The organism is Methylocystis heyeri (genome assembly GCF_004802635.2).
In the GTDB taxonomy this organism is placed as follows: Bacteria; Pseudomonadota; Alphaproteobacteria; order Rhizobiales; family Beijerinckiaceae; genus Methylocystis; species Methylocystis heyeri.
Map to the genome: position 1 here is coordinate 1,889,900 of NZ_CP046052.1, position 14,192 is coordinate 1,904,091.

The following is a 14,192-nucleotide window of genomic DNA, read 5'->3' on the forward strand; positions in this document are numbered from 1 at the left end:
TTCTCCGCCCCCATGTGCGGACGTTTCACCCAGAGCCTTTCCTGGGCTCAATTGCGCCAACTGGCCGATCTCGTCGGGCAGCCGCGAAACTTGCGGCCCCGCTTCAATATTGCGCCCACTACGCAGATCGAAGTCATTCGCGCGGCGCCCGGGGGAGCGGAATTGATCCCCATGCGCTGGGGCCTGATCCCTTCCTGGTGGAGGAAGCCCTTGAGGGAACTGCCCTCGAACTTCAACGCGCGCATCGAAACGGCAGCCGAAAAACCGATGTTCCGCGCCGCCTTTGCTTCGCGGCGCTGCATCATTCCGGCGACCGGCTTTTACGAATGGACCGGAAAAGCGGGGCAAAAAACGCCGCACTATTTCTCCGCCGCGGACGGCGCGCCTCTGGCTCTCGCCGGGCTTTGGGAAAGCTGGCGCGATCCGGAAAGCGGAGAAAACATCCTCTCCGCAACCATCATCGTCGGTCCGGCCAGCGCATGGATGCAGCCCTATCACGATCGCATGCCGATCATGCTGGAGTGGACCGAGGCCGTACGGTGGCTCCATGGTTCCGATCCCGCCTCGCTGCTTCAGGAAGCGCAGGGAAAAATCGCTTTGCAGGAATGGATTGTATCAAAGGGCGTCAACGCCGCCGGAGCGAACGATGGCGATTCGACGCTGATCGAGCCGGCCCAGACTCTGTTCGCAAGCATGGACAAGGCCGTTTCCTGATTTTCTTCTCCATGCGAAACTGGCCGCGCAAAACGAGCCGCCTCTCCTTTGAAAACGCGCAACGCCCGAGGCGAACGGCCCGCGCCGCTCTGCGGAACCGCGAGGAATGAAGATGACCGAAACAAGCAACGCCGAGGCGGACGGCCGCGACGAGAAGGGGTTCGTCGAAGCCTTCGCCCCACGGCTGATCGAGGCGCTCAGGAGCGGATACTCGATCGCAGATTTCAAGACGGACGTCGTCGCGGGATTCAGCGTCGCAGTGGTGAGCCTCCCTCTGGCGATGGCGCTCGCAGTCGCCTCGGGCCTGTCGCCGTCCGCGGGCCTGTCCGCGGCGATAGTCGGCGGATTCATCACCTCTCTGCTGGGCGGGAGCAGCTATCAGATCGGCGGCCCCGCTACGGCTTTTGTCGCGCTGGTGGCGAAAACCGTGGAGAGTCACGGCGTCCAGGGGCTGCTCGCCGCGACGATCATGGCGGGGCTGATATTGCTCGCCCTGGGCTATATGAGGTTCGGCTCCTATATAAAATACCTGCCGCACTCGGTTCCCGTGGGTTTCACGGCGGGCGTCGCGGTCATTCTCCTCGCCAGCCAGGCCCGCGATTTTCTAGGGCTCGAGATCGCTCACGAGCCCGCCGGTTTTCTGCCCAAACTCGAAGCGATATCGGGGAATCTCGGCGGCGTTCATTTTCAGAGCCTGCTGCTCGCCTGCGCCACTCTCGCCTTCGTCGTCTACCAACGCAAGCGCCAGGCGTGGTGGGGCGGGATGCTGACGACCATTGCGGCGGGCGCCGCCGTGGCCTGGCTTCTGGGCCTCGACGTCGGCACCATCGGCTCGCGCTATGGCGGAATTCCCGACGCGGCCCTGAAGGCTGCGGCCCCCGGCGTCAGTCTGGCGACGCTACTGGAGCTCACGCCGACCGCCATTGCGATTGCGACGCTGAGCGCCATCGAATCGCTGCTTTCGGCCGTCGTCGCCGACGGCATGACCGGCGAACGGCACAACTCCAACGCCGAATTGGTGGCGCAGGGCTGGGCCAATGTCTTTTGCGGCTTTTTTGGCGGCGTCAGCTCCGCCGGCGCCCTGACCCGCACCGCGACGAACATTCGGGCAGGGGCGAAAACCCCTCTCGCCGGAATATCGTGCGCGCTCTTTCTGCTGTTGTTCGTCTCCATCGCGGCGCCGCTCGCAGCGCATATTCCGCTGCCGACGCTCGCGGCCGTCCTTGTCGTAATCGCCTGGGACATGATCGACCGCAAAGCGATTTTGTCGATATTCCGGCGCGACAAGGAAGAAGCGCTGCTTCTTTGCGTGACTCTGCTGCTGACGGTGTTCCGCGACGCGACCGAAGGCATAGCGGTCGGCGTTTCCTTCGGCTCCCTGCTGTTCATGCACAGAATGGCGGAATACGTCGAATGGCAGATTCGGGCGAGCCAGCCGTTGACGCAGGGGACCAAAGGACCGCAAGGCGCGCCCTCGGCGGCGGGACGAAGCGAAGGCGCGCTGGTCTATCGCTTCGAAGGCCCGCTCTTCTTCGGGGTCGCCTCGACCATTTTCGACGCGCTCGAGCGCATTTCGCCCCCGCCGTCGTCCTATGTGATCGACTTCCACATGGTGCCGTTCATCGACGGCTCCGCCGCGGAATCCTTTCTCGCTTTTGCCGAGAAGGCTCACGAACAAGGACGACGCGTCGTCGTCGCCGGAGCGGCCAGGAACGTGCGGCGCAAGCTGATCGCCAACCAGCCTTCGAGGCGAATCATCGAATTCAGCATGGACGAGGAGCCCTCGGTCGCCGCTCCGCAGCCGCCGACCCGTTCCGCCGGAATTCCGGCGGGCCAGGCGGAGCAGATCCAGCTCTTGGCGCCGAATCGGGAGTGAGGGAACCGCTATATTCGTCTCGATCAAAGGACCGATCGCGCCGCCGCCATCGGTCTTCGCGCGCGTTGGGACAGCGCAAGTTCACATCGCGGGGGGAGCCGAACAGTAGCTCCAATATCCTCTGGTTTTGCTTGCGCTGGTCCAATACCAGCACAGCTCCGGCGAAGGCGCTTTGGGCGCGCTTCCCACGACGGCGACAGCGATGATCGCGCCGATCGTCACGCCGGCGACGACGTTGCCCCAGTACCAGGGACGAACCGCCGGGATCGGGCGAACCGGAGCGACCACGACGGCGCGCCTCGGCGCCGCCACGACAGGGCGCCTGCCGATATGGCCATGCGCCGGATAATGACCAGGGCCTCGAACACCATGGCCGGGATGGCGAAAACCGCCGTGAGCCGGATAGTGAGCAGGGCCACGAACGCCATGTCCGGGACCGCCAAAACCGCCGCCGCCATGTCCGGGATGGCCGAAACCGCCGCGCGCCGGATAGTGAGCGGGCCTGCCGGGACGAGCTTCGGCGCTGCTCGAGAACCCGGTGGAATTGTCCAAGCCGATCGTCAACACGATAAATACGCAAAAAGACGCCAGAAGCCGTTTGCACAAGCTTGCAGCCGAAAAACCAAAACCCGACAGAGAGCTTTCCTTCGTCATCGTTGTCGAACTCCCGACCATTCTGAAGAAAGGCGAGAGATAGCGACACTCATCGGCGCTGTATTGCCATTTCGCGCCACCGCCGGATTATTTGCATTCAAACTCGGATAACCGGGTGAACGCGCCAGACCGCCGCTCGCCGGGCGGGTCGATGGTGGGAGCGACAGAACCGGCTCCGCGCCGTCGCATGCGACGACGCGGCTTTCAACGTGGATCAGGCCCCCAGTTGCGGTCCCCAGTCAATTCAGGAATGAGGGGGCCCCCTCATCTCCTTCAGCGCCTCTTCAATGCGACGCCATGTCTGCGCTTCCTCGCGGCGTCCTTCTTTCTCCAGCGTTGCGGCTTTCTGGGCCGCCTCGGCTATCGCCTTGTCGCCATGCGCTTCGTAGAGCTGGCGGGCGTATTCGGGGATTGAGGCCTGTTCCATCTTCATGGTCTCTCCCGGCTTTGTGGAGCATGTCCCCTGGAAGCGGTTTCTCGAAAGGAACATCCCCGTCCAAACAGGTCGATCGCGCTCCGCTCAAATCGCACGGAGGGGCGTCACCCCCTAAATTGGAGCGCTACGCCCGGAAATCACCCTGGACCCGCCTGGGGACAGCGCGACCTCAGCCCGTCATCTGATCAGCTTCGGCGCGCCCGTGTAGTTCGCATTGGCGGCGCATCCCGTCTGGACGGTGAAAAATATGTCCTGCGTGGCCCATGAACCCGTGTTGATGGAACCCGAATAGGGGGTGTCCTCCCAGGCGTGAGTGTTGGTCGTCGTAGCGGTTCCGCTGATCGCACACGGCAGGATCTGCATGATCTTCGGCGCAGCCTTGGGCGAATACATGTTGACCCCGTTGACGAACAGATTGCGCGACTGCGTCGCGTCCGCCGTGCTGTAGATCACCGGCGTCGCAGTTTTAGTGTATGTCGTTCCGTTGATCTTCGTTCCGGAGGAGACGCAGGAAACGATCGAATTCGAAGACGAATTGACCATGCCCGGACCGCAGCCATCGGAATAGACCGTCATCGTAAGATAGGCCTTATCATAGGCCGACCCCATCGTGACGGCGCTGTTGATCGCACCCGCGACCATTGCGCCGCCCGACAGGAATTGCGCGGTGGTGGAGCCCGTCCCTCGCCCGGAGAGCGCGCTCTGATTGACCGGCTGGTAAATATAGGACGCCAGTTTGGTGTCGCCGGTGGTTCCGACGTTGTGGATGTAGATATCGACCTGCTTCCAATACCAACCATAGGCGGCGGTCAGCGAAAAGCTGACATTCGAAGCAGTTTGGGGCGAGCCGATCGAAGCCGTCGCCGTGGCGCCCACGGAAATCGAATTTATTTGCGCGAGCTTCATGAAACTCGTCGGAACCAGTGCGGTCGCCGTGCCCGTGACGGAGCCGTCGGAATTGTTCGTCCAGGAAACCGAAACATTGGAGAGCAGAGAACCGGCCGTATCGTTGGTTCTCATAAGAGCGCTCGCGCCGGTATTGCCGGTCGCAGCCGCCAAAGTCGCCGCGTCCAAAGCCTGCTGCAGCTGCGATTTTGCGCGCCCCACGCGCATATAATCGACAGCGCCGCCAATGGTCAGAAGGACCGGCAGAAGCGCCAAGGCAAACATGATGATCACGGCGCCGCTTTCGTTCCTCAGGGCGCCGCCGGCCCTTCCTGTCTTCGTTACGTCGTCACAGCGAAAAATGCGCATCTCGGTTCGCCCCAATTCGTAAAAACCAACGCAAAAGTGAACGCCTCCCGATTAAGAAAACTTGAGTCCGATACAAAACCGGCGAGGTTTTGCGCGGGAAAAATTCACCGAAAATGCGCAATCCTGTATGATTTGGAAATCAGGCCGACGAAAACCGGTTAATTAATATTCTCCGGAATGCTAAGCGATCCTTGAAAACAGCGTGCTGGTCCAGTGAAGTATGGAAGCGCATGGGACCACGTTTGAACCGATCGCGCGCGAGCGTGGGGGAAGCGAGAGTCGTTCGACTGCGGGCCGCGAAATATTTTTGGAAGCCGCCAGACTTCAACGGAGGCGCATCGCCGCAAGCAGGTCGGGGGGATGAATTTGGTGCGTCCCGTTGAAACTAAAAGCGGACCGACGAGCGAAATGATCCAAAAAAATGTAGTTCAATGCGCATTGGCGCTCGACCGGCGGCCACGACGTCTGCCGTCGCCGCCGGCGCAAGCATGCCCTTGGGACTTACATCCCTTCCTCGATCGCAGGCAGGGCGAGCCTCGCCTTGGCGACCATCAGACCGAAGTTGACGGTGTTGCGGCAGATGAACACCGCGACATAGTCATTGTATTTCCGGCCACGCATGAAGACGTGGATCAGATTGTCGCTGTTGACAATGATTTCCTGGAAATAGTGGCGGCTGGTTTCGACGCCGCGCGCCTTCTTGAACAGCGCTTCGATCGCCGTCACATTCGGGCCCTGGAACAGATCGGCCGTCGCCGCCGCGACGAGGTCGAGGACCGCGGCGGGATGGGAATCGACGGTTCTCACGCCGAGCAGGAGCCCGGAGCCGATATCGACGAAACCGGCGGCGACGCATTCCGGAATGTTGGTGATAGCCTTCGAGATTGCATCGTCAAGCGAACCGGCCATTTTATTATCCTTTCTGGGGTTGGGGGGGTTGAAGGTTGGCGGGATAGAGGGGCGTGGGAAGGTTGCGGCGCTTAGCTTCGCGTTCTCACGGCTTCTTCGAAGGTTGCAAGGAATTCTTCCTGCTCCTTCGTCTTCACATACTCCGGGTTGAGGCTTCGAAGATGTGAAATCGCTTCGCTTGCTGACATGCCGCCGCCCTCGATGAGGCAAGAGGCCAGAATCGTACCGGTACGCCCAACTCCCTGCAGGCAATGCACCAGGAGCACGCGGCCGGATTCCATCAGCTTTCGCATCCGATTCAGAAGAATCAGAGTGCTTTCGATAGTCGGAGCCTTTCCGTCGGGGATAGGCAAATGCACGTTGTCGAGGCCTCGCAGAAGCAGTGGGCCCTGCGGCAGGTTCGTCTCCGTGAGCGTAATCAGCGTGGTTACGCCGGCGTCTTTGATGAGATCGAGTTCGTAGGCGACGTCATGGACCGCCCCGGGCCGCGGCGCGCCGGCGAGGCGCCCCTCGACGACCCAATGAAACCCCAACGGCCCGCGCGCCGACGTAGGCGGCTTTTTCGGAAGCAGGTTCAACCACGCCGTATGCCTCGGCGTCTCCACTTGCTCCGCGGCCGGCACAGGCTGGTCGACCGCGGCGGTTTCGGCGATTAGGGCCTTGTGCAGATCCAGCGAGCGCATCGCCGGCTCCGGCAGGGGCGGCGGCGGAGGCGCGTCTTCGGCGAGGGTCTCTGGCGTTGCGTCGGGCGCAGGAACGGCGCAGCTTCCCGTGGTCACGAATCGCTGGACGATGGGGTTTGTGGACGCGAAAAACTGCTCGGTCGGGGAATATTCCTGGATGCGGCCTCCCGCAAGCAGGATAATGCCCTGCGCAACGCTGCGCGCTTCTTTCTGATTGTGCAAAACCACCAGAATCGCCATCTGGCGCGAGATGGCTTTGAGGAGTTGGAGCAGATCCGCGGCCTCTTCATCGGCGAGTCCGCTCGTCGGCTCGTCGATCATGAGCAATGCCGGCCTCGCGGCGGCTTCGCTCAGAATAGCGACCTTGCGCTGAAGAAGCGGCTCGAGATCCACGAACGGCTGATCCAGATGCTCGACCACGTCGCCGGCCTGGAAGTGCTCGAGCCATTCGAGAATTTTCTCCCGCTGGGAGTCTGCGGTCAGATTGGGATCGGAGACGTGAAATAGCAGGCTTTCCAGCGCCGGCCGCTGCGTCATCTCGATGCGCTGTTTGACCAGGGCCGGCGCATTGCCGGCCGAGATATACTCGCCGAGATACAAGGCTTCGCCCCAGGAAGAGAAGATTTCGTTCCTCGCGAAAAGCCCTGCAGCGGAACGCAGCAGAGTGGATTTGCCGGTGCCGGCGGGTCCCATGAGGACCGTGACTCCGCGCGCAGGTATTGTGAGCGTGATGTCGGCGAGAACCACTTTGGCTCCGAAGGCGACGCCATAGCCGCGGCATGTGAGCGTCTCGCTTCCCAGGAACTCCGCATATGCGCCGCCGTCGAATACGCGCTTGACCGTCGCCGGCCGCGAGTCGATCGCGACCTCGGAGCCGACCTCGAGTTCAACATTGAGGGCCAGTTCGACGCCCTCTGGAGAAACATTGTTTATTCTTGCGAAGTGTTCGACGCCCGTCGCAAGTTTCACCAGCGCCAGTTGACGTATAGGGACAACGCGCGCGTTCTTGCGCCGATCGCTTTTGCCGGTCGCTCTTTGGTCGACATGCCAGGCCAGCCTCTGGGCGATGCGGACGCTTTTCGCATCCGATAATTCGAGCCGGGCGATGATCGAATCGCCTTCCTCTCGCTCCACAAAGGCGACGAATCGCCCGAGCCCTTTGGCGTAAACGACCAGTTTTTCGCCTGCCTGGGGCTTTTCGGCGCAGGAAAAATGCACTTCCCGCGTCGACATAGCGGAAATCTTGCACGTAAATTCGTCGCCCGACGGCACCATGAAACGGGCGGGAATGTCGACTGGAGCCGGCGCATCGCCCTCGGATGGGGGAAAAACAGGACCGGCCAAATTTTGCTGCGTCATGGACGCCCACCCGCCTTAGCTTTAGTGCTTGAATGCGAAAGCCATTTAAGTCGCGAACCGTTGACACTCGATTAATTGCCCGGCCGCCCAACGGGTTAGCGTGATAAGAATCGCGTCTTGGTTATTTTTTGGAATCACCCGCTTTTAGCTTATTTCAACGCATAGGCGGCATGCGACTACATGTCGCCACCACCGATACACTCTCAAGGGACCGAACAACTTTTAAAACATCGTGTATAAACTCCAAACACAGCAATACATTTACCGCCAAGATCGCCACAAATTGATAACTACGAATTTATTACGCGGTTGCATAGCGGCAGTTCTATGTAATTGTTTGATCGACGCATTGGCGGCGGACTGGCTGAATCGAAACGCATCGAAGCAGCCCAGTCACAAGCGAACACGAGGGTTGATATGGCTACGCTGTTCTCTGCCGAAACGTGGTCCAGCCGTCTCGCGAGCGCTCAACGGCGGGGCCGAAGGCGCCGGCTTTCGCCTCGTGTACTAGCCCAGTGAGCGGCCGAAAGGCAACCTATCGACGCGAACCGATCGCGCCCTGTCCTCATAACGGCCACCTCGATGAACGGAACGAAGAAATCAGATAACAGGACCGTCAATCCAGGCGGCGACGCGGCGTCCTCTTCTCAGAACGCTACGCGCCATCGTCACTGGCTAGCCGATCTGTTTCCAGCGCCGGTGGAAAAGGCGAAGCCGACAAAGCCGGCGCCGCATGACTCCTCAGCTCCCGACGAGTCGGCCCTGGCGGCCCGCATACAGAATGTCGTGGAGAGACCGCACGCCCCTCCGGCGCGGCCGCCGAGAATTGCGCAAATCGAGCCGGTTCCCGTCATCCCCGCCGATGATGAGGAGGATGAGGACGCGGACGCGTATGTCGAGCCGCGGCCGGCGGCTCCGGAAACAGTAAAGGCGCCCGCCGAAGCCGGCGCTCCGCAGCCGCAGGCGGCGCGTCACGAGTTCGAAACACCCGAACCCGCTCCGGCGCCTCTCGCCCAGGAGGCGACTCTCGCCGTCTCCGCCCCGGCCATCGAACCCCGGCCGACGGTTCCAGAAGCGGCCCAGGAGCCCGCGGCGCCCGCCCCGCAACCGCAGGCGGCGTCGATCCACGAATTCGAAGTCTTCCAAACCGCACCGGCGCCCGCCGCCGCTCCGGCCATCGAACCCCGGCCGACAGTTCCGGAAGCGGCCCGGGAGCCCGCGGCGCCCGCCCCGCAGCCGCAGGCGGCGTCGATCCACGAATTCGAAGTCTTCCAAACCGCACCGACGCCCGCCGCCGCTCCGGCCATCGAACCCCGGCCGACGGTTCCGGAAGCGGCCCGGGAGCCCGCGGCGCCCGCCCCGCAGCCGCAGGCGGCGTCTGTCCACGAATTCGAAGTCTTCCAAACCGCACCGGTCCCCGCCGCCGCTCCGGCCATCGAACCCCGGCCGGCGGTTCCGGAAACGGCTTGGGAGCCCGCGGCGCCCATGGCTATCCAGCCGCGAGCGACGCCAGTCGACGCTTTCGCGGCGTTGGCAGCCGCTCCGCCTGTCGCCGAGGAGATGGCGCCGCTCGATGTCGCGGCTCACGTCGAACCGAAGCCGATCGTTGCGGAAGCCCCAGAGGAGCTGGCTCAGACCCTCGCTCATCAACTGCAGCCAGCTGCGCCGATCGAAGACTTCGCAGTCGCGACGCACGCCGTCGCGGAGGCGCCGGCCGCCGGCTTCGCTGACGTCGAACCCGAGCCAGAGCCAGAGGCTCCGGAAGCCTGGGAAGAGCCTGCCCCAGCCCCCGTTCCGCAGCCGCCGGCCGCGCCGCAACTGGAACAGGCTTCAGTTGAGGATTTCGAAGAATTCGAGCCCGTTGCGGAGACGGCGCCGGCCGCCGCCGCCGCGGACATCGAGACGGAATCGACGATTCTGGAAGCTTTGGAGGAGCCCGTCGCGGCGCTTCCTCCGCAGCCGCCGATCGCTTCGCAACCGCAAGCGGCCACGGTTCGGGAGCTTCAGAAATTCGTGGCGGAGGCGATAGTCCAGACCGGCGCCGACAACGCCCGGCGCGACGCCGGCCAAGCTCTGCCAGATCCGGCTTTTCCCCACCCCGCAGAGGAGATCCCGCCGACCATGGCTCCCCAGCCGCATGTGACGACGCAGCCACATGCGCAAGCATCCGAGAGCCTCCCGCCAATCACGGCGACACCAGTCCACGCCGAGATAAAGACGGCGCCGGAAAAGGTCGCTCCCGCCAGGCAAGAACCACCGCCCTCCTCAAAACCCAATTCCGAAGGTTCGGCTCCGCAGTCGCGGACGAATCCGGCTCCCCTCTCTCCAGCAAGAAAACAGGAGAACATGATGTCCAGAGTCGATGAAATCCATCAAGTGCTGCACAAGCTGTCGACTCAGTCGCTCGGCGTGGAAGGCAGCGCGCTGATCTCCGAAGACGGATTGATGATCGCAAGCGCGCTCGGAGAAAACATGGAAGAGTCGCGCGTCGCCGGCATCACCGCCACGCTGCTCAGCCTCGGCGGTCGCGCCTCGGCGGAATTCAAACGCGGCTCCGTTCAGGAGGTGATCGTGCGCGGCGACCACGGTTACGCCGTTCTCATCGGCGCCGGACGCGGCACGCTTCTGCTCGCTCTGACCGACGAAACCAGCAAGCTGGGCCTCGTCTTCTTCGATATGCGCGAAGCGGTGGCGAAACTGCAGAACGTCCTGTAATCGGCTCCCCGCTTCCCCCATCCCGCCAACGAAACAACCGACCGAAGGAATCTAATGAGCAACATCACTCTCTATGACGACGGCGTTCACCGAAACGTCCTCCTCGAGGATTTCGACGCGGGCGGCCTGGCTGTGCAAGCGAACCAGCATGTGATCGTGCACGGCTCCGCCGGCATGATTCTCGATCCCGGCGGCCACAAGGTCTACAGCAAGGTGCTCAGCGGCACTTTCACGGTCCTTGCGGGCGCGAGGCTCACTCACATCTTTCTGTCGCACCAGGACCCGGACATCGTCGCGGCCGTCAACGGATGGCTCATGACGACAGACGCGACGGCTTACATCTCCGAGCTGTGGACGCGCTTCGTGCCGCATTTCGGCGTCGACAGCATGGTCTCCGATCGTTTGAAGCCCATTCCGGACCCGGGCATGGTCTTCGATCTCGACGGCAGTCCCATCATCGCCGTGCCGGCGCATTTCATGCACAGCGAGGGCAACTTCCAGATCTACGATCCGGTCGCCAAGATCCTGTACACCGGAGATCTCGGCGCTTCGATCGGAGCCAGCTATCGCGAAGTTCCCGATTTCGACGCGCATATGCAGTATATGGCCGGATTCCACAGGCGATACATGGTGGCGAACCGCATCAATCGCGCCTGGGCCGACATGGTGCGGCCGCTCGATATCGAGATCATCGCTCCTCAGCATGGCGCCCTCTTCAGGGGCAAGGAGATGGTCAACAAGTTCATCGACTGGGTCGGAGATCTGCAGTGCGGCGTCGATATCATCACGCCGGCGTTCAAGATACCGGCCGCGTAAAACCGCTCCACATGCGGCGCATTTGCGCCGCAAGTCCGCAAGCCTGCTGCTGGGACCGCTCCAATGGTCGCGACCACAATCACGGCGCCTCGCCTGCGCCAGAGACGCCTTGTCGGGGAGGATGATCCGGCTTGGTTCACTCTCCTGCTGGTCGCGGCCGGGGCGATCGCCTGCTCCTGGTCGGCTGCGATGTGGCTGAGGTTCGCAAACGTCGCGCCCTTCTCCTCGGAGCCGCGAGTCGCGATCCCGGAGGCCGGCGACAATCCGGCGACGGTAATGCGCGGGCCTCTCCGGGAGTGGAGAGCCGCGCGCTCCCGGCCCGTGGTAAGCGCAGGAGGGGATGCGAGCAAGCCTGCCGCCGGGAGCGCCGCGCCGCCGGCGCCCGAAGCATCCGTGCGCGCGCCCTTTCCGCTGGTCATGGGCGTGCCCCGGATATTGCGCCAGGGCGTAAAATCGTCCGAGCCGAACGCCGCCCCCTGCGCGCAGGACAATGCGGAGGCGGCGAGGCGACCCTGCCCGCGGCGTTAAAACGCATTGCGATCGAACCCGGAATTGCCGCCGAGGCCAAACTCGACCATTGCGCGAAATCGCCATTGGGGCGACATTGCGGATTCGACAAACGAGGCGAAGGGGGCCGCTCGCGCGGAACCACAAGTCTTGCGAAAAATCCGCTCCGCGCAAGCGCAGAGCCCGAACACGCTGGGGTAAAGCAATGGTCTTGGCGATTGCGGTTTCGCTCATCGCAATTATCGCCCTAATGCGAGCAGGATATTCGTTGGGCGTGCGCGCCGGATCATCCGAGCGCGCCCGACTTCGGGCGCTGCTCGGGCAAGCAATGGCCGGCAAGCCCCTCCCCGCGCCGCGCAAGGACGAAGGCGAAACTCCGCCGACCGCAGCGGAGTCGGCCGCTGAGCCCGACCCGATCTCGAGGGATCTCGCGATATTCAAGATCGGCCACGGAGAAAGGCGCGACCTGACGCAGTTGCTCGACCGCGTGTGCTCCGCGGGACGATTCGAATCCGCTCTCCTGAGCAGCGAGGAAGGATTTTCGCTTGCTGCGAGCAGCGGCGCGGGAGACACCGACGATCTCGCAGCGTCGCTCGCAAGACTGGCGTTCGCGATCGATCAGGCCGCCAACAAGGAAGGCCAGGCTCCCACGGCCTTTCTGATCCGCGACGCCCGCGACGATTTGATGCTGTGCCGGATGTTCCAACTCCGAGGCCAACGCTTGTTCTTTACGACGCGGTCCCGTAATTCGAGAACCACCTCATGGGATCTCGATACGGTGGTCCCTAAGATCGAAGAAGCCCTCGAGCCCGGCCCGGCGCCGGACACTTAAAAAATCCGTGCGAGAATTCGCGCCGAATGCTTATGATTCGAAATGGCGAAAGCCGCCCGCGTTTCGCAAAAAAGCTGTTTAGTTTACGGAACCTACAGCTTGTTTGTATAAGGCGTGAACCCAAAGAAATTTCGCCGGCCTTCCTGGAGTGCGGTGTCCATCATGTCCCATACGGTCTTCCTACGCTATTACTCGAGTGACAAGGCTGTCGCGGAGATCCTGTGCGACCACCTGGAAAAGGGAGGACTTCCGGTTTGGATGGCGCCGCGAGACATTTCGCCCTCCATGGGCTGGAATGAGCAGATCCTCAGCGCCGTCGACGCAGCCGATGTCGCGCTGCTCCTTTATTCCAGCAAGATGGCGGCCATCTCGCAAATCGAGAGGGAACTGAGCCGCGCCGTCGCAAACGGCGGCGTGGTCGTCGTCGCGTCCCTGGACGAAACCTCTCCCACAGCCGAACTTTCGCCTCTGGTTTCCGAAGAGAATTGGCTTCCGGTCTGGAAGCCGCCGTTCGAATCTCACCTCGACGAAATCGCCCGCGTTGTCGTGGCGGCGATAGAATCGAAGGCCGCCGGAGTGAAATTCGCCCCCCCCATTCAGCGGCCCGAGACGATCCCCAGCCCCGCGCCCGCGACGACGGAAGAGCCGAATTACGAAGGCAAAGACGTCACAGCCGCCGCGCTGGAAGCTCCCCCCTCCCCGCCGCCCTACGAGGCGGAAGCGAAGTTGGACGCGGCGGAGATCATCGAACCGACTCCCCAGCCGCAAACTCCACCCGCTTCCATTCCGTCCTTCCGAGCGGCGATGCTCGACGCCATCGACTCCATCGAGCCGGTTGCGGAACCGGAACCCGCCATCGCCCCGACCATGTTCGAGCCGATAGCCGCCGCCGAAGAAGCCGCGGCGGCAGTCGAACCGAGCCCTTCTCCCGTCCCCGCCCCGCGCGTCGTCGAAGTGGAAGTGGACGAGGCGATCTTCGCCGAACTGAAACCCTACCCCGAGACCGCGTCCCCGGCCGCCAAATCGAAATTCGACCCGCCGTTCGCCGTGGCCTCGGCGCCCGAACCGGAGACGCTTCTCCTCAAAGACCCTGCGCCGGTTCAGGACAAGCCGGCTCCGGGGTTCGATTGGCGCGCAAAACTCCTCGACGCGAAGATCGGCGCCGGCGTGCTGTGCGGCCTGGCGCTTCTGCTGGTCGCGTTTCATTTCCTTGGATCGAAGCACGAGAACAAAGCGCCGCCGCCGCCGGCGAGATCCTCGATCAAGGCCCCGGCCAAAGCCGCGCGGCTGCCCGACGAACCATCCAAAGCAGACCTCGCCGCCACCCATGGTGCGCCGGACAAGCCGGTTGCTCCAAGAGCGGCAGGCGAAGGGAAATAAGAAGCGGCGCGCCGTAGGCGCCCGCTCCCTCTCGACAGCCCGTTTCACGCGGATACT

At 62.9% G+C, this 14,192-nt stretch carries 12 protein-coding genes; 7 read left to right on the forward strand and 5 right to left on the reverse strand.

The window, feature by feature from the left end:
• Window positions 1–12: 12 nt before the first annotated feature.
• Together H2LOC_RS08555 and H2LOC_RS08560 are read left to right on the forward strand one after the other, a co-directional pair.
• Window positions 13–714 (forward strand): SOS response-associated peptidase, encoded by a 702-nt coding sequence (locus tag H2LOC_RS08555; RefSeq protein WP_136496020.1) that lies wholly within the window; start codon window positions 13–15, stop codon window positions 712–714.
• Between the two features lie 112 nt (window positions 715–826).
• Window positions 827–2,590, forward strand: a complete 1,764-nt coding sequence (locus H2LOC_RS08560; RefSeq protein ID WP_162009730.1) for a SulP family inorganic anion transporter — start codon at window positions 827–829, stop codon at window positions 2,588–2,590.
• Between the two features lie 81 nt (window positions 2,591–2,671).
• On the opposite strand, the gene H2LOC_RS08565 is transcribed toward H2LOC_RS08560, so the two are convergent.
• The 5 genes from H2LOC_RS08565 to H2LOC_RS08585 all read right to left on the reverse strand — a co-directional run bounded on the left by H2LOC_RS08565 (window position 2,672) and on the right by H2LOC_RS08585 (window position 7,885).
• Window positions 2,672–3,244 (reverse strand): hypothetical protein, encoded by a 573-nt coding sequence (locus H2LOC_RS08565; RefSeq protein WP_136496022.1) that lies wholly within the window; start codon window positions 3,242–3,244, stop codon window positions 2,672–2,674.
• A gap of 244 nt (window positions 3,245–3,488) precedes the next feature.
• The gene (locus H2LOC_RS08570; RefSeq protein ID WP_425487328.1) at window positions 3,489–3,677 is read right to left on the reverse strand and encodes a hypothetical protein; all 189 of its coding nucleotides are present in this window, start codon (window positions 3,675–3,677) and stop codon (window positions 3,489–3,491) included.
• Window positions 3,678–3,857: 180 nt separating this feature from the next.
• Window positions 3,858–4,859, reverse strand: coding sequence for a TadE/TadG family type IV pilus assembly protein (locus H2LOC_RS08575; RefSeq protein WP_162009731.1), 1,002 nt, complete (start codon window positions 4,857–4,859; stop codon window positions 3,858–3,860).
• 576 nt (window positions 4,860–5,435) lie between these two features.
• Window positions 5,436–5,843, reverse strand: coding sequence for a hypothetical protein (locus tag H2LOC_RS08580; protein WP_136496024.1), 408 nt, complete (start codon window positions 5,841–5,843; stop codon window positions 5,436–5,438).
• Between the two features lie 71 nt (window positions 5,844–5,914).
• Entirely contained in the window at window positions 5,915–7,885 is a 1,971-nt protein-coding gene (locus H2LOC_RS08585; protein ID WP_136496025.1) for a phosphatase domain-containing protein, read from the reverse strand.
• A gap of 582 nt (window positions 7,886–8,467) precedes the next feature.
• Here H2LOC_RS08585 and H2LOC_RS21735 point away from each other — a divergent pair.
• The 5 genes from H2LOC_RS21735 (at window position 8,468) to H2LOC_RS08610 (ending at window position 14,135) form a co-directional block, all read left to right on the forward strand.
• Window positions 8,468–10,600 (forward strand): roadblock/LC7 domain-containing protein, encoded by a 2,133-nt coding sequence (locus tag H2LOC_RS21735; protein WP_246207085.1) that lies wholly within the window; start codon window positions 8,468–8,470, stop codon window positions 10,598–10,600.
• A gap of 54 nt (window positions 10,601–10,654) precedes the next feature.
• Window positions 10,655–11,416, forward strand: coding sequence for an oxygen-binding di-iron domain-containing protein (locus H2LOC_RS08595; protein WP_136496026.1), 762 nt, complete (start codon window positions 10,655–10,657; stop codon window positions 11,414–11,416).
• Window positions 11,417–11,479: 63 nt separating this feature from the next.
• Window positions 11,480–11,944, forward strand: coding sequence for a hypothetical protein (locus tag H2LOC_RS08600; RefSeq protein ID WP_136496027.1), 465 nt, complete (start codon window positions 11,480–11,482; stop codon window positions 11,942–11,944).
• A gap of 307 nt (window positions 11,945–12,251) precedes the next feature.
• Window positions 12,252–12,755, forward strand: coding sequence for a hypothetical protein (locus H2LOC_RS08605; protein ID WP_136496028.1), 504 nt, complete (start codon window positions 12,252–12,254; stop codon window positions 12,753–12,755).
• 162 nt (window positions 12,756–12,917) lie between these two features.
• A complete protein-coding gene (locus H2LOC_RS08610) occupies window positions 12,918–14,135 on the forward strand; it encodes a toll/interleukin-1 receptor domain-containing protein (RefSeq protein ID WP_136496029.1) in 1,218 nt (405 codons plus the stop codon).
• The last annotated feature ends 57 nt before the right edge of the window (window positions 14,136–14,192 follow it).

Excerpts from the sequence above, each read along its gene's own strand:
- H2LOC_RS08555 (WP_136496020.1), top strand. The coding sequence starts at position 13 with ATGTGCGGACGTTTCACCCAGAGCCTTTCCTGGGCTCAATTGCGCCAA.
- H2LOC_RS08560 (WP_162009730.1), top strand. The coding sequence starts at position 827 with ATGACCGAAACAAGCAACGCCGAGGCGGACGGCCGCGACGAGAAGGGG.
- H2LOC_RS08565 (WP_136496022.1), bottom strand. The coding sequence starts at position 3,244 with ATGACGAAGGAAAGCTCTCTGTCGGGTTTTGGTTTTTCGGCTGCAAGC.
- H2LOC_RS08570 (WP_425487328.1), bottom strand. The coding sequence starts at position 3,677 with ATGAAGATGGAACAGGCCTCAATCCCCGAATACGCCCGCCAGCTCTAC.
- H2LOC_RS08580 (WP_136496024.1), bottom strand. The coding sequence starts at position 5,843 with ATGGCCGGTTCGCTTGACGATGCAATCTCGAAGGCTATCACCAACATT.
- H2LOC_RS08585 (WP_136496025.1), bottom strand. The coding sequence starts at position 7,885 with ATGACGCAGCAAAATTTGGCCGGTCCTGTTTTTCCCCCATCCGAGGGC.
- H2LOC_RS21735 (WP_246207085.1), top strand. The coding sequence starts at position 8,468 with ATGAACGGAACGAAGAAATCAGATAACAGGACCGTCAATCCAGGCGGC.
- H2LOC_RS08595 (WP_136496026.1), top strand. The coding sequence starts at position 10,655 with ATGAGCAACATCACTCTCTATGACGACGGCGTTCACCGAAACGTCCTC.
- H2LOC_RS08600 (WP_136496027.1), top strand. The coding sequence starts at position 11,480 with ATGGTCGCGACCACAATCACGGCGCCTCGCCTGCGCCAGAGACGCCTT.
- H2LOC_RS08605 (WP_136496028.1), top strand. The coding sequence starts at position 12,252 with ATGGCCGGCAAGCCCCTCCCCGCGCCGCGCAAGGACGAAGGCGAAACT.
- H2LOC_RS08610 (WP_136496029.1), top strand. The coding sequence starts at position 12,918 with ATGTCCCATACGGTCTTCCTACGCTATTACTCGAGTGACAAGGCTGTC.